Annotated in this window: 12 protein-coding genes; 7 read left to right on the top strand and 5 right to left on the bottom strand. The window is 35.4% G+C overall.

From position 1 onward, the window contains the following. Nucleotides 1-229: 229 nt before the first annotated feature. Nucleotides 230-2,371, bottom strand: coding sequence for a carboxy terminal-processing peptidase (locus PBT91_RS02110; RefSeq protein ID WP_443089641.1), 2,142 nt, complete (start codon nucleotides 2,369-2,371; stop codon nucleotides 230-232). Nucleotides 2,372-2,517: 146 nt separating this feature from the next. Here PBT91_RS02110 and surE point away from each other — a divergent pair, with 146 nt between their 5' ends. From surE to PBT91_RS02085, 5 genes are all read left to right on the top strand, one after another. After that, on the top strand, nucleotides 2,518-3,300 hold the full coding sequence (surE, locus tag PBT91_RS02105; RefSeq protein ID WP_270060163.1) for a 5'/3'-nucleotidase SurE: 783 nt from the start codon (nucleotides 2,518-2,520) through the stop codon (nucleotides 3,298-3,300). Further along, a complete protein-coding gene (locus PBT91_RS02100) occupies nucleotides 3,293-3,580 on the top strand; it encodes a hypothetical protein (RefSeq protein WP_270060162.1) in 288 nt (95 codons plus the stop codon). Before surE ends, PBT91_RS02100 begins: the two co-directional genes overlap by 8 nt. 25 nt (nucleotides 3,581-3,605) lie before the next feature. After that, a complete protein-coding gene (gene lpxB, locus PBT91_RS02095) occupies nucleotides 3,606-4,718 on the top strand; it encodes a lipid-A-disaccharide synthase (protein ID WP_270060161.1) in 1,113 nt (370 codons plus the stop codon). Nucleotides 4,719-4,743: 25 nt separating this feature from the next. Continuing rightward, entirely contained in the window at nucleotides 4,744-5,316 is a 573-nt protein-coding gene (locus tag PBT91_RS02090; RefSeq protein ID WP_270060160.1) for a C40 family peptidase, read from the top strand. A gap of 70 nt (nucleotides 5,317-5,386) precedes the next feature. Further along, nucleotides 5,387-7,393, top strand: coding sequence for a ComEC/Rec2 family competence protein (locus tag PBT91_RS02085; RefSeq protein WP_270060159.1), 2,007 nt, complete (start codon nucleotides 5,387-5,389; stop codon nucleotides 7,391-7,393). Nucleotides 7,394-7,425: 32 nt separating this feature from the next. Here the strand turns inward: PBT91_RS02085 and PBT91_RS02080 are convergent, their stop codons facing one another. From PBT91_RS02080 to PBT91_RS02070, 3 genes are all read right to left on the bottom strand, one after another. Next, the gene (locus PBT91_RS02080) at nucleotides 7,426-7,980 is read right to left on the bottom strand and encodes a thioredoxin family protein (protein WP_270060158.1); all 555 of its coding nucleotides are present in this window, start codon (nucleotides 7,978-7,980) and stop codon (nucleotides 7,426-7,428) included. Nucleotides 7,981-8,054: 74 nt separating this feature from the next. Next, nucleotides 8,055-9,434 carry a peptide MFS transporter gene (locus PBT91_RS02075; protein WP_270060157.1) on the bottom strand — a complete coding sequence of 460 codons (1,380 nt, stop codon included), beginning with the start codon at nucleotides 9,432-9,434 and terminating at the stop codon, nucleotides 8,055-8,057. Between the two features lie 20 nt (nucleotides 9,435-9,454). Continuing rightward, nucleotides 9,455-11,626, bottom strand: coding sequence for a S9 family peptidase (locus PBT91_RS02070; RefSeq protein ID WP_270060156.1), 2,172 nt, complete (start codon nucleotides 11,624-11,626; stop codon nucleotides 9,455-9,457). 189 nt (nucleotides 11,627-11,815) lie between these two features. On the opposite strand from PBT91_RS02070, the gene PBT91_RS02065 reads away from it, so the two are divergent. Both PBT91_RS02065 and PBT91_RS02060 read left to right on the top strand, forming a co-directional pair. Continuing rightward, on the top strand, nucleotides 11,816-13,132 hold the full coding sequence (locus PBT91_RS02065) for a hydroxymethylglutaryl-CoA reductase, degradative (protein ID WP_270060155.1): 1,317 nt from the start codon (nucleotides 11,816-11,818) through the stop codon (nucleotides 13,130-13,132). Further along, a complete protein-coding gene (locus PBT91_RS02060; protein WP_270060154.1) occupies nucleotides 13,129-14,049 on the top strand; it encodes a GYDIA family GHMP kinase in 921 nt (306 codons plus the stop codon). The genes PBT91_RS02065 and PBT91_RS02060 overlap by 4 nt, the downstream gene beginning before the upstream one ends. An 89-nt stretch (nucleotides 14,050-14,138) precedes the next feature. On the opposite strand, the gene PBT91_RS02055 is transcribed toward PBT91_RS02060, so the two are convergent. Beyond that, nucleotides 14,139-16,247 (bottom strand): peptidylprolyl isomerase, encoded by a 2,109-nt coding sequence (locus PBT91_RS02055; protein ID WP_270060153.1) that lies wholly within the window; start codon nucleotides 16,245-16,247, stop codon nucleotides 14,139-14,141. Between the last annotated feature and the right edge of the window lie 26 nt (nucleotides 16,248-16,273).

Below are 16,273 nucleotides of genomic sequence, written 5' to 3'. Positions count from 1 at the left end.
TTTCTTCCGAAGAAAAACTTGAAGAATCTTTCCCGAAAATCTAAAATAAAACCGCTGAAGAGAATCAATCACTTCAAATTACATCGTACACCGCTCGACCACTAAAAGCACTGCAGCAACAACTAAAATCAAAAAAGGATATATAATTTTTCGTTTCATTTTTATCAAAATTAAAAACGCCCAAAGTTAGAGAACTTTGGGCGTTTTTTGAAATTACATTTATTAGCTATTAATCCTTGATTTTATCTGAATCTGCTACTTTATGTTTAATGTTATTCGTCTTAATATCAGAAAGTACATTTATTGCTTCTTCAACATAAACATCTCGGCTCAAATCCTTATGCCATCTATCTCTTTTTTCCTGAAGCGTAGAATCTGCTTCAAACATTTGCTTTTCGTAAGGTAGCGAAACGAAAGAAAGATCTGTTTTATAATTTTTTAAAGCGTCGTATTGCTTTGCAACTTCTTTAGTTTCATCAGCATTTGCTGCATATTGATCGAAGTTTAAAGAATAGGTATCATCTTCGCTTTGATCTTTAATCCATTTTGCATTTTGCTCTATAAGCTTTATTTGCTCACTTTGCTCCATACGCTTCTTACTATTTTCGATCGCTTCTTCGTATCCAACATAACCATCCCAAATGTCGTAATCTGCGGGATCAATTTTATCCCATGGTAATGGATTATCTTGATCTTTTTCACCTACATCCACATAGCTATAACGATCTGGAACTACAACGTCACTCTTTACGCCTTCTAACTGAGTAGAACCACCGTTTACTCTGTAAAACTTCTGAGTAGTTATTTTCAACGCACCCATGTCTCCATAGTCACTATTTCTTAACCATCGATTTAAATCTACCACATTCTGAACTGTACCTTTACCATAGGTTTGTTTACTTCCTATAATCACAGCTCTTTTGTAGTCTTGCATTGCAGCCGCTAAAATTTCTGAAGCGGAAGCAGACAATTCATTAACCAAAATCACAAGAGGACCATCCCAAACAATTTCAGAATCTTCATCATTAAGAACTTCTTTGCGCTCTCCATTAGATTGCACTTGTACAATCGGCCCTTTTTCGATAAATAAACCTGCAATATCTACTACGGTTTTTAAAGATCCACCGCCGTTATTACGAAGATCCACGACAAGACCTTCCATGCCTTGCTCTTTAAGTGCCTCGATATCTTTACGCATATCTGAAGCTGCATTACGGCTATCATAATCTTCCATATCAAAATAGAATTTAGGCAGATTAATTAAACCATATTGCTTGCCTTCTTTTTCTACCATTGCAGATTTTGCATAAGTTTCTTCGATCTCAACAATATCTCTGGTAAGCTTAACCTGCTCTATATTTCCTAGCAATTTTTTACGCACAGTAAGAGTAACCTCAGATCCTTTTGGTCCTTTGATTAAATCTACTGCATCGTCTAAACGCATGCCTACAATATTTACCGGCTCGTCTTCATCTTCTTGTTTTACTTTTAGGATAACATCTCCGGTAGCTAATTCGTCACTCTTCCATGCGGGACCACCTGAGATCACATCCATGATAGTAATATTGTCATTTTTCTTTTGTAATCTGGCGCCAATCCCTTCTATTTTACCAGACATTGCAACATCAAAACGATCTTTATCTCTTGGTGCGAAATAATAGGTATGAGGGTCAAATTCCTCTACAACAGCATTTATAAAAACAGAGAAATAATCATTTCTTTCTAAGTCGTCGGTTAGATCAAAATATTCAGATAAACTATTCTCTGTAGTTTCACGTGCTTTTTTCTCTAATTCCTCATCACTTTTTACTTTATAATCTGCATCATCTTCTTTTTTATTTTTTTCGTCCTGCTTTAAATCGTAAAATGTAATAAGGGTTGAAAATTTAAGTTGTTTTCTCCAACGTTCCTTCAATTCTTTCTTAGAAGTTACATAATTAAGATCGTCTCCATTGGCTACAAAATCTTCTTCTTTACTAAAATCGAAAGGTTCTGCAAGGATTTCTTTATAAAGATTCTTAGCTTCTTCGTTACGCTTTACAAGCTTGGAATAGGTTAAATCGAAAAAATTAAGTTCTTTATTATTAATTTCATCATCAATCAACATCTTATATTTTTCAAATTCTTCAATATCCTTTTTATAAAAGAAACGTTTTGAAGGATCTAAACTCTCGATATAGTGATTGTAAACTTTTGCTGAAAAATCATCATTAATTTCTTTTGCATCATAATGTCCCTGACTAAGAACATAGGTAATAAGATCAATTAAAAGTTTGTCTTTGTTAGGATCATCAAACTTTTTAGTGGTAAAGCTGCATGAAGTTGCTGCCATTAAAACCGCTAATACCAGGATTTTTAAATTCCTTCTCATATATCGCATAGATTTCTTCATTATATTCTTTCCAAAATACATTAAAAACTGTGCCATTCATCGGCAATGTCTCTAATAATTTGTTAAACTACTAAAATACGGTTTCCGTTTGAAATTACTAATTTAGCATCTATAAAATTTAAGCTATGAGCAAAGAAAAACCGCTAATACTGGTAACGAACGATGATGGTATTACAGCACCAGGAATACGGGCACTTTTACAGGTAATGAAAGAGATTGGAGATGTTGTAGTTGTGGCTCCCGACAGCCCACAAAGTGGAATGGGACATGCGATCACCATCAGCGATACGCTATTCTGTGATTCGGTTACCTTAAAAGAAAATTATAATCATAAAGAGTATAGCTGTTCTGGCACGCCAGCCGACTGTGTGAAAATTGCCACACAAGAGATTCTACATCGTAAACCCGATCTTTGTGTAAGCGGTATTAACCACGGCTCTAATTCTTCTATAAACGTTATTTATTCTGGCACGATGAGTGCTGCTGTAGAAGCTGGTGTAGAAGGAATTCCCGCGATTGGATTCTCGCTACTGGACTATTCTTTAAATGCAGATTTTGAACCTTGCAAAAAATTTGTAAAAGCCATTACCAAAAATGTACTTAAAAATGGATTGCCCAAAGGGGTGGTTTTGAACGTAAATTTCCCCAAATTACCTGCGGAAGAAATTAAAGGTATTAAAGTTTGTAGACAGGCTAATGCCCAGTGGAAAGAAGAGTTTGACAAAAGGACTAATCCACAGGGACGAGACTATTACTGGCTTACAGGAACTTTTGTAAATAACGACATAGGCCAAGATACAGACGAGTGGGCATTAGAAAATGGATATGTTTCTTTGGTACCGGTTCAATTCGATTTAACGGCGCACCATTTTATAAAGGAATTAAACGAATGGAAACTAGATGGATAAAAGCAATGTAATTATTGGTTTTTTAATAGGCATTTCTACAACTATTGCCGGTGTATTTTTGTTTACCACATTTTTCTCTGACTATAGTTTTGAAGCCAGCCTTCGCGATTCTATTGCTAATGATTACTTTGGGAAGTTAGTAGCTATTGGTGCGATTCTCAACTTCCTACCTTTTTTTGTATTTATGCGAAAAAAACAACTGTACCATGCCCGCGGAATTTTATTTGCCTGTCTTGTAGTCGCTATTGCGATAGCTGTCGTTAAAATTCGAAATTTCTAATTATTCAGATTCAAAATTAAAAAGCATGAAATATTATATCATAGCAGGAGAAGCTTCGGGAGATCTACACGCTTCTAATCTTATGAAGTCTCTTAAAATAGTAGATCCAAATGCCGAATTTCGATTTTGGGGAGGCGATCTTATGCAGGCACAGGGCGGCACTATGGTAAAACATTACCGTGATCTTGCATTTATGGGATTTGCTGAAGTTGTGATGAACCTTCGCACCATCATGAATAATATTTCAATTTGCAAAAAAGATATTACTGCCTATAAACCGGATGCTTTGATCTTTATAGATTATCCGGGTTTTAATTTAAGGATAGCTAAATGGTCTAAAGAGCAAGGCTACGCCAATCACTTTTATATTTCTCCACAAATTTGGGCCTGGAAAGAAAACCGAATTAAAGCGATTAAAAGGGATATCGATCACATGTATGTGATCTTACCTTTCGAAAAAGAATTCTACGAAAACAAACATGATTTCCCGGTCAATTTTGTGGGACATCCCCTTATCGATGCAATTGATAATAGGAAAAATACCGATGTAGAAATTTTCAAGAAAGAAAACAATCTGGATAAACGTCCAATTATTGCTTTACTTCCCGGAAGTAGAAAACAGGAAATTTCTAAAATGCTAGAAGTAATGCTAAGTATTACTCAAGATTTTAAAGAATACCAGTTTGTAATTGCCGGTGCTCCAAGTCAGTATCCAGAATTCTATCAGCCTTACTTAAAAAAGACCAATATCAATTTAGTAATGAACAAAACTTATGATATTTTAAGTTGTGCTCATGCTGCTTTGGTCACCTCTGGAACTGCAACTTTAGAAACCGCTCTTTTTAAAGTTCCAGAAGTAGTTTGCTATAAAGGAAGCTATATTTCTTATCACATTGCCAAAAGAATTATTAATTTAGATTATATCTCGCTGGTCAACCTTATTATGGATCGTGAGGTCGTTAAAGAATTGATACAGGGAGAATTCAACTCAGATTCCCTAAAAAAAGAATTAAAAAAGATTTTAGAAGAAAAAAACAGAGCGAGACTTTTAAAAGATTACGATCAATTAGAGCAAAAATTAGGAGGAACCGGCGCCAGTCTGGAGACTGCCAGTCTAATTTATAATACTTTAAAGTAGTTTAGAAATTTATTAAGCCCCAAATATGAAAAGAAGAATGATGATGAAGCCGCTTCTAAAATTTAGCTTAATGCTATGTACCGCCATTTTCTTAACCTCTTGCGGAAGTTCTAAACCCAAGGTAGTCACTACTAAAAAGGAAGTTAGAACTAAAAAAACCAGACATTATAATCCTGAAGTTACCAAACACAACAACACCATCAAACCAAAAGACGAGCGTGTTTATGATATTGTAAATTATGCGATTGGTTTTGAAGGTACCAAATACAAATACGGCGGGACAACAAAACGAGGCATGGATTGCTCTGGCCTTTTATATGTTTCTTTTCAGGAAAACGACATTCAATTACCAAGAACGTCTCGCGCCATGTCACTTCAGGGCGAGCGTTTGTATTTAAAAGATGTTACGGTTGGCGATCTCTTATTTTTCGAAACCAACAAAAATAAAAAGGTGATAAATCATGTTGGGATGGTCGTCGATATCTCGCAAGGAGACATACTTTTTATCCATTCCACAACTTCCTTGGGGGTTGTGATAAGCCGACTTTCAGAAAATTACTGGAACAATACGTTTGTAATGGCACGGCGAGTGATCTAGTAAACAAATTTCGTCAAATTTAGAAATTTTATTATTTTTAAACTGACCCTACTTTCTAATTATCAGAAAGATGGGTTATACAAACATCAAGATTCTTAAGTTCTCGATTGCGGTTTTATGCGGAATTTTGACTGCGTGTTACACCAAAATAGAACTCTCGTATTTCCTTATTTCAGCAGGAATTACAATTCTCTTTTTCCTGTTTTCATTTTTTAGATCTACAAGACAACTTTATCAGGAAAGTTATTTTGGCATTTCCTGTTACGTTTTATTATTTCTCTTCGGAAGCATTTCGTATCAACTAAAATTCCCCGAAAATCAGCATAATTATTTTTCGCATTTTATTACTTCTGAGAATGATTTGTTAAGCATAAAACTGAAAGAAGAACTAAAAACGAACTTTCAAAAAAGATTTATTGCTGAAGTTGATCATATCATCTCCACTAAAAACGATGTAAAGACTGCTGTAAAAGGTGAAATGCTAATTGCTCTTCCATTACAATCCAAAATTGAAGTCGGGCAAAAACTAATAATTCCCGCTTTAGTTCAACCCATAAGATCTCCTTTAAATCCGCATCAATTTGATTATTCAGAATACATGAAATTTCAGGGAATATTTAACCAAATTCAACTTTCCGAAGATCAAATAATATACATTAAAAACCGCGAAACTTCTTTTATGGCAAACCCCAGAACTAGTTTATTAAAAAGCCTAACCTCCGCGGGGTTTAAAAAAGAGGAGCTGGCAGTAATAAAAGCTTTAATTTTAGGAGACCGTACTTCAATTTCAGATAAGATTTATAGCGAATATGCCTCAGCAGGTGCGATTCATATTCTGGCCGTTTCAGGATTACACGTTGGGATTGTATTGTTGCTACTCAATTTTATTCTAAAACCGCTTCAGCAATTAAAATGGATAAAATTTCTAATCACTTTAGCAGGTATTTGGGCTTTTGCTTTACTAACGGGATTTTCAGCTTCGGTGGTTCGAGCTTCTTTAATGTTTAGCCTTATTGCTTTTGGATTACAAATTAACAGGAAGGTAAACTTACTAAATACGATTTTTTCGGCATTTTTTGTTCTAATTCTTATTAATCCATTTTATGTGTTTCAGCTAGGTTTTCAATTGAGTTTTGCTGCGGTTTTTAGCATAGCTCTATTTCAACCAAAATTCAACAAACTCTGGTATCCAAATAACAAGATCATCAGATTACTATATCAAACAATAACGGTGAGCATTTGTGCCCAAATTGGCGTTTTGCCTTTAAGTCTTTTCTATTTTCATCAATTCCCAGGACTATTTTTACTCACCAATATCGTTATCCTTCCCGGCTTGGGAGTTTTATTAATTTCAGGAATATTCGTTTTAATATTGAGTGTTTTTGGCATACTCCCTAAAACTCTAATCGACCTATATTCTTTTCTAATTGAAAAACTAAACCAATACATCGCATGGATTGCCAGCCAGGACGCTTTTATATTTAGAGAAATTCATCTTAGCGTTCCTGCTGTAATTTTTTTATTCGGAATTATTTTAAGCTCCTATTTTTTACTTCAGCTTAAAAAGAGAAAATACGTTTTTTATGTTTTCTGCGGAATCATACTATTTCAAATAAGTATACTTTTTGAAGAATATGAGCATTCTTCCGAAGAAATTTTTATCCTGAATAAATCGGGCAGCACTTTAATTGCTGAAAAGAAATCGGAGAAATTGACTCTCTACGGAAATAAGGCAAAAGATACGAATTGGCGATATTTTGAGAACTTCAAACTAGAAGAAAGAATCTCGAATATTGAATTTCATAAATTACAGAATTTTTATCTTCTGAAAGAAAAACGAATACTGCTAATCGATAGCACCACGCTTTATAATTTCCCTGAATTTAATCCTGATATCCTGGTACTATCAAATTCACCAAAAGTAAATTTAAACCGAGTTATTCAAGTTTTAGAACCAACTATGATTGTCGCAGATGCCAGCAATTACCCGAGTTTTATTCAGCTTTGGAAAGCAACCTGTGCCAACAAAAAAATCCCTTTCTACCAAACTGGCAAAAAGGGAGCTTTTAACTACTAACCACAAACTATTGTTTATGATACAACTAACACTTACTTTGTAAACGTAGGTTTGAAGTTTTCATTGTATTCTTTCCAGGCTTTTTCTGAAGTTAAATTCTTGTACTCATCCTTTGCGAAGATTTTAAGGAAAATTTCTATTTGCTCTGGCGATCTGTAACCTTTTAAAGGTGCTATTAATTCACCTTGCTCATCAAAGAAAACGATACTTGGATAGGCTGAAATATTTAAAGCTCTCGCAAACTCATGCGGACTATTCCTTCTCGCTTTTAATTCTGGATCGTATTGGGGATTACTAAAAACTTTGTCTTTGTAGTTGATTTCCTGTTCTCCTTCAGCATTAAATTTTACCGGATAATAGTTTTCGTTTATAAACTGCGCTACCTGGGGATGCCCAAAAGTGTTTTTATCTAACATTTTACACGGCCCACACCAAACAGTATACGCATCCATAATGATATTTTTAGGCGCTTCTTTTTGAGCCGCCAGAGCTTCGTTCATCGTCATCCAGTTGATCTCGATATTCTCCTGCTGGGCGTGTGCAGTGACTCCAAGAATCATGAAGGCTATAAAAAATAGTTTTTTCATCTTCAAAAATTTCTTTTATAATAACAAAAAACGTTCCTTTTACAGAACGTTTTCTCTAATTTTTTAATCAAAACCTATTCGATAGCTGTTTCCTTTGGTATACCATCTTCCATTTGGCTATCTTCTGCACCATGGGTTAGACGTTTTAAAGGTTTTAATAGCAGTATAATTAATAATCCAAAAATTAAACAGAATATAAAAATACCAGTAAAAATCTGAAATTCAGAAGCATTTTTAATTTGTTCTCCAACTGTACCTGCTACAAAATTCCCCAATCCGGTGGCCGCGAAATAAGCTCCCATCATAAATGAAGCATATTTTACAGGAGCTAATTTTGTTATAAAAGAAAGTGCGACTGGAGAGGCACATAGCTCTCCCAAAGTATGAAAAAGATACGCTAAAACTAACCAGTACATCGCAGATTTACCAAATTCTTCGTATTGCAATGAAGCAAAAGACATAAAAGTAAATCCAAATCCCATTACAATAACTCCTACAGCCATTTTAAAAAGTGAACTGGATTCTTTCCCTCTTCTCTTCCACCATGTCCAAAAACCAGCAACAGCTAAAGCCAGCGTAAATATGAAGAAAGCATTAACCGATTGGAAATAAGAAGCGGGAACTTCCCATCCAAAAATTACACGATCGGTATTTTGTTGGGCATAGATATTCATCAAACCACCGGCTTGCTCGAATGCGCCCCAAAAAACAATGATTATTAAAAAAGAGATTCCCATAACTATCATTCTGTCTTTCTCAACTCTAGTTAAAGGTCTTTTCATGGCCTCTCTTTCTTCTTCGTTTTCAGATTTCCCTGAAAATTCGCCTACACCCTTTAAATATCGTTGGCCAAATATATACACCAATTGACCTATCAACATTCCTATCCCGGCTAATCCAAATCCATAATGCCAATTAATTTTCTCTCCCACTTGACCAATAATAATTCCGGCTAAAAAAGCACCAAGATTAATTCCTATATAAAAAATATAAAATCCTTGATCTCGTCTATCATTTTCGGATTTTGGATATAAACCACCTACCATTGTAGAAATATTAGGTTTAAGACCACCTACTCCTGCTATAATAAATGCCAAACCAATATAAAACGCTTCTATACTTTCGTAAGCTAGCACCAAATGCCCTACACACAAAAGTATACCACCAATCATCACTGTTTTCTTCTGTCCTAAAAATCTATCTGCAATTATACCTCCAGGGATAGAAGCTATATAAACCAGTGTAGTGTACCACTTGTAAAGATTTATTGCTTCATCGTTACTCCAACCCCAACCAGGATTATCAGATGTTACGGAAGCCACAAGAAATAAAGTAAGCAACGCTCTCATTCCGTAATAAGAGAATCGCTCCCACATCTCAGTAAAAAATAATATATATAAGCCTACGGGATGTCCAAAAATTTCTTTCCTTTCTAGGTCTGATCTGTTTGCCATAATTATTAGTGGTGTTTAAATTAAAGGTGTTCTTTAATAAAGTTTGTCATTTTAGTATATAAGTGCAATCTGGTGTTACCACCATATATCCCGTGATTTTTATCAGGGTAAATTGCCCAATCGAATTGTTTATTTGCCTGGATAAGCGCTTCTACCATTCGCATCGTGTTTTGCAAATGTACGTTATCATCGCCACCACCATGAACAATTAGAAAGTCGCCTTTTAGTTTATCTACATGATTAATTGGTGAGTTTTCATCGTAACCGGAAGCATTTTCCTGCGGAGTCGTCATAAAACGTTCAGTATAGATGGTATCGTAAAATCTCCAGCTGATTACCGGCGCCACGGCAATTGCCATGGCAAAAGTATCATTCCCTTTCAGTATTGCATTAGATGCCATAAAACCACCAAAACTCCATCCCCAAATTCCGATTCGATTAGCATCAATATAATCTAATTGACCTAATTGCTTCGCAGCGTCGATTTGATCTTCTAACTCGTATTTTCCAAGTTCGTTTTGTGTTACCTTCTTAAAATCTGCTCCCTTAAAACCAGTTCCTCTACCATCTAAACAAACGATAATATAGCCTTGATCGGCTAAAAGCTGATACCAGTAATCATTAGTATTAAAATAAGTGTTAGAAACCGATTGTGATCCCGGCCCAGAATATTGAAACATCAATAAAGGATACTTTTTAGATGCATCAAAATCTGAAGGTTTAATCGTCCACATATTTAACTCGTTTCCGTCAACAGGAATCGTAGATAATTCTTTTGGCGAAAAATGATAGGGTTTTTCTACTTCTAGTAGCTCGGCGTTATCCTTGATTCTTCTTACCAACTTACCATTTTTCGCTCTATGAAGTGCATACTCCATAGGCGTTTCAGTATTGGTAAATGCATTTATAAAATAGGTAAAATCTGCACTAAAACCGGCATTATTGGTTCCGGTTTTTTCTGTAAGTCGCTTTTTACTTTTTCCGTTAGCTTTTATAGAATAAACATCGCGATTTACACTTCCGTTTTCTGTACTTTGATAGAATATTCGATTGCTTTTTTTATCGTAACCATAGTAATTGGTTACTTCCCAGTTTCCTTCAGTAACTTGGCGCTTCAGCTCTCCATTTTCGTCATAAAGATAAATATGATTATAACCGTCGCGTTCGCTTGTCCAGATAAAACTATGATCATCTAAAAAAGTAAGATTATCGGTGACATCAACATATGCATCGTCTTTTTCAGTAAGAACAATTTTAGCGGAATTATCTTCAGCATTTACAAAAATAAGATCTAATTGATCTTGATGCCTATTTAAAACCTGAACGCTCAAAACGTAATCTCTATTGGTCCATTTTATGCGTGGAATGTAAAAATCGCTATAATCCCCTAGCTTTATTTCTTCAGTTGCTTCTGAAGCTACATCGTACATCTGCAAAGAAACTTCAGAATTCGCTTCACCTGCTTTCGGGTATTTAAAGGTTTGTTCACTTGGATAAAGATCACTTCCGAAGATATCCATAGAAAATTCAGGCACTTCAGTTTCGTTAAACCTTAAAAACGCAATTTTATCGCTCTTTTTATTCCACTGAAAAGCTCTTACAAAACCAAGTTCTTCTTCGTAAACCCAATCGGTAATTCCGTTGATTATACTATTGATTTTGCCATCTTCTGTAATTTGCTTTTCCTTTTTCTCTTCTACATCATAAACATAGATGTTATTTTCAAAAACATAAGCTAGCTTAGAATTATCGGGAGAAAAAGTAGGCTCCTGAACTTTTTTATCGCTAAGCTTGGTAAGATCTTTAGAATTTACATCGTAGATATAGAATATCGCCTTAGATGATCTACGATAAATAGGTTGTGGCGCTGTAGCAAGCAAAATTTTAGTTTCATCATCACTTAAACTAAAATCTTGGAAACTCTTTAGAGCTTCCAAATTTTTGGTATCAACTAAAGTTCGAGTTTTTTCGCCAGTTTTATAACTGTAGACATCGATACTAGTATTTCCAGAATCTGGATCGTGGTTTAACACCACATATTCGACACCATTTTTTAAAGATTGTAGGGATTGTAGATGTTGCTGACTAAACTTCCCGCTCCATATTTCTTCGAGCGTAATTTTCTTTTCCTGGGAAGTCGCAACAGATGCTGCCATCGTCATAAGCAGAACTAAGATTTTTGAGAACCTCATTAAATTTTTTCAAAATTTTATTGCAGGCCAAGTTTACTAAAATTTGCTGAAAAAGCCGCTTCAACTCGTGTTAAATACAACAATTTGTTAAAGCAAACTTCAAAATCACCAAACAGCTTTCTAAAATGAAAGCATTATCGACAACCAAATAACAATTGTATCTTTGCGAAAGAACTATTATTAAATTTCATGAAGGAACCAATTTCTGGCTTTTCAAAGCTGAGTAAGGAAGAAAAGATTAAATGGTTAACAGAAACCTATCTGAATGACGATTCAAAAGCTATTGAAGTCTTAAAACAGTACTGGAATAAAGACGAAAAACTACAACAATTACACGAGGAGTTTACAGAAAATACGATCTCTAATTATTATTTACCCTTTGGTATTGCACCAAACTTTTTGATTAACAACGAACTTTTTGCCATCCCAATGGCAATAGAAGAAAGCTCGGTAATTGCAGCGGCCAGCAAAGCGGCCAAATTCTGGGGAAGTCGTGGTGGATTCAAAACCGAAGTGATCGATACCATAAAGGTGGGACAGGTTCATTTTATTTATAAAGGTAGCGAAGAAAAATTAGAGCTCTTTTTTAACGAATTAGAGCCTAAACTTAGAGCAGCCGCTGCTCCGCTAACCAAAAATATGGAAAAGCGTGGCGGAGGTATAAAAAGTATCGAGCTTAGAGAACGCACTACTGAAGTTGAAAATTACTACCAGCTGCATTGCAACTTTGAGACGGTAGATAGCATGGGCGCCAACTTTATCAATAGTTGTTTAGAGAAATTCGCTGAAGTTCTAGAGAAAGAAGCGGCAATATGGGAAGATTTTAATGCTGAGGAACGTAATATTGAAATTGTGATGAGTATTCTTTCTAATTATGTTCCAGAATGTATTGTTAGAGCTGAAGTGACCTGTCCTTTACACGAACTTTCTGATGACAAAAATTTTAGTGGGGAGCATTTTGCTGAAAAATTTATAAGAGCCGTTAAAATTGCCGAAACTGAACCTTTTAGAGCGGTAACTCACAATAAAGGGATCATGAATGGCATCGATGCCGTTGTTTTAGCTACAGGAAATGACTTTAGAGCAATTGAAGCCGGAGTACATGCTTACGCTTCTAAAGATGGCCAATACTCGAGTTTAACACATGCTAAAATTGAAGACGGAATCTTTAGATTCTGGATTGAAGTTCCGTTAGCTCTGGGAACTGTAGGTGGCTTAACAAGTCTTCATCCACTTGTAAAACTTGCAATGGACATATTAGGACAGCCTAATGCGAGAAAACTTATGGAAATTGTAGCTGTAGCAGGATTGGCACAAAATTTTGCAGCCGTAAAATCCTTAATTACGACAGGAATCCAAAAAGGTCACATGAAGATGCATCTAATGAATATTCTTAATCAGCATAATGCTACTTTAGAAGAAAAAGCAAGTTTGATTGAATATTATAAAACTAATGTTGTTTCTCATAGCGATGTTGCTACGCAATTAGAAAAACTGAGAAAATGAAATTTTATAGCCACGGAAAACTTTTAATTACTGCGGAATATGCCGTTCTAGATGGCGCTCAGGCTTTTTGCCTTCCCACCAAAAAAGGGCAATATTTAGAGGTTAAAGAGAACGCTTCAGGATTGATAAATTGGGTAAGTAAAGATGAAAATGGAAAAGTTTGGTTTCAGGATCAATTTGAAAAAACTTCCTTCGGAATCAAATCTACTTCAGAAACTCAAAAATCAGAAAATGATGCTGAAATTTCCAAGCGTTGTATTCAAATTTTAACTGCGGCTGAAGCACTTTCAGAAAAAAACCTATTCGAAGGATGCGACATTAGCACAACGTTAGAATTTGATCGTAATTGGGGACTAGGGACTTCTTCAACCTTAATTAATAATATTGCGCAATGGTTAGAAATCGATGCATACCAATTACTAGAAAGAACATTTAAAGGAAGTGGTTACGACATCGCCTGCGCTCAGGCTGAAGGGCCAATTACTTACGAGCGAACTAATGCATCTCAAAAATCATTAAAAGCGACTTTTGAGCCAGGTTTTATTCACAACATATACTTTGTTTACTTAAACCAAAAGCAAAATAGCAGAGAAGCCATAGCGCATTATAGAAATCAAACCGAAACCCATCAAAAAGTTTTAGTTGAAAAAGTATCCAATATTACTCAGCAACTCTTAAGATGCGAGTCTTTAACCGAATTTGAGTTATTAATAAATATTCATGAAAATCTAATTTCTAAAGCGATAAACTTACCAAAGATTAAAACTAAGCTCTTTCCCGATTTTGAAGGAAGTATAAAAAGTCTTGGTGCTTGGGGTGGAGATTTTATAATGGCCACCAGCAAAAATGATCCCAAAGCGTATTTTAAACAAAAAGGATATGAGGTAGTAATTCCTTACGAAGATTTAATCCTATAATCTTAAAGATTAGATAAAGAAAAAATCTCGTATATATCAAAAAAAGCCGCTCAATGAGCGGCTTTTTTTGATATATTTTCACCTAAATTCTAGTAGAATTTAGCTCTTTTATCTTCAATATCAGCTTTTGCTTTTAAAGCTTCAAAAGCTCTACTGTTTGCCATCTGGCGACGAGTATTAGTTTCTTGCAGAGCGAATGGCTTGTAAGAATCGAGCTCGGGAGCGTCGCTTTTACTTACTAATTCTACAACATAAACTCCTTTTTCACCAACGATAGGCTTACTAGTTTCACCTACTTTTAGAGCGTAAACAGCGCCCACAACTTCTGGCTCGCTACCTGCTCCTGCTAATGTTGGTGAGCTTAAGTTTACTGCATTAGCAGTTTGTACAATTTTATCCTGATTCTCAGCAACCTGATCTACACTTGTTCCTGAAATTTTATCCTGAATCATTTTTGCCTTTTTCTGCTTGGTTAAAACAGGTATAACTTCAGCAGAAGCATCTTCTGGACTCATTAATCCCTTTTTCTTCTTAGCAGTGATTTGAGCCACAATATATCCAGTTGGAGTTTCAAAACGTTTTACATCACCTACTTTCGCATCATCTTCAAAAGCCCATTGCACTACTCTACGTTGTTGCCCAACACCAGGAATATTTTCGTCAAGTGCTTTTACATCACGTACGGTACGAATTCTATAATCAGCAGCTTTTGCTTTTTCTGTAAAATCACCTTCGCCCGCAGCAATCTCGAATTTTGTTACTTCGTTAAAAAGGCTATTTCTTGTTTCCTCGGTAGCTTCGATTTCTCTAGCTACTGTTGCAATCTTAACAGCTTTTTCTTTTTCTGTTTGCTCTTCAATATAAATAACATGGTATCCAAAATCGGTCTCTACAACCCCTACAGTTCCTTCGTTATTATTTAAAACAAAATCATCAAATTCTGGCACCATCATTCCTGGTCCAAAATAACCAAGATCTCCAGAGTTTTGAGCTGCAGAAGGATCATCAGAAAATTCTGTTGCCAGCTCTGCCATTTTAGACTTATCGCTTTTTACTACACCAGCTAAACTATCTGCCAATTGTTTTGCAGCAGCTTCAGTACGGGCACCACCGGCTTGCGCGCCCTGGTAACCTAATAAAATATGACTAGCTTTTATCGAATCTGGGATTTGTTTGGTCTCTATTAACTTACTCAACTTCCAATATCCATTCTCTTCGTAAGGACCGTAAACTTCTCCCTCTTCAAGATTAAATAAATCATCTGCAAATTTCTTTGATAACTGATTTTTAAATTTGAAGGCTACTGGTTGTGTTAGATCTGAATTTGAATTTACAAATTCCTGATCATCTGAAGTTTTTCTAAAACCTTGAATAGTATCGTTAGATTTAGAAACTGAATTGTACTCTACTCTATCTTCTAACAGCGCACTTAATGAAGATTTAGCTTCTTCTTTATCCTCTGTAGATGCTTCTTCATTAAAAATTACATATTGAATATTTCTTGCTGCTTCAGTTTCAAACTTAGCTTTATGACTATCTACATATTCTTTAATTTCACTTTTAGAAACCTCAATCTCCTCATCTGAAATTGAAGAATAAGGAACCTGCACATAACGCAGATCCATAGTATTATTTTGCAATAGGTAAGCTTGTTTACCCTCAGTTAGCGTTGCACCAACACCTGTACGAATCATATTTGCATAAATATTCTGCGCAGCAGATTCAGAAAGGCCTTCTTCGTAACTTAACCATTGCTGATACATTTGTGGGGAAGTTTGCTTTATGCTCGCCACATATTCTTTTACTCGATTCTCATCGAACATACCAGCTTCGTTAGTAAACTGAGGATTGTTAGACATTTGAGCTCTCATCATTTGTCTTACTTGTGCCTGCTCGGCTCTTATCCCAAGTTCTTCTACTTGCTCCTCTACAATGATTTGATTTAATTGTTGTTCCCATACACGGTTAACAGCCTGAGTAGTTGAAATATTACCACGCATATTTTGCTGATAAGCTTCTACCTGGCGTGCGAAATCTTCTCTCGCGATATCCTCACCATTCACAGTAGCTATGGAGTTATCCTTTGCAGAAAAACCACCGTTCTTCAGGATACTAGGAATAAGGAAGGCAAATAATGCAAACCCAATAACCACAATAATTAAAGCAGACTTCTGCCTAATATTCTGTAATACTGCCATTCTAAATAATTTTTATCAAATATAGT

Origin of the sequence: Zunongwangia sp. HGR-M22 (assembly GCF_027594425.1) — a bacterium.
Classification (GTDB): Bacteria; Bacteroidota; Bacteroidia; order Flavobacteriales; family Flavobacteriaceae; genus Zunongwangia.
The sequence above is the reverse complement of the archived record's forward strand: the minus strand, read 5'-3'. Positions and strand labels throughout refer to the sequence as shown.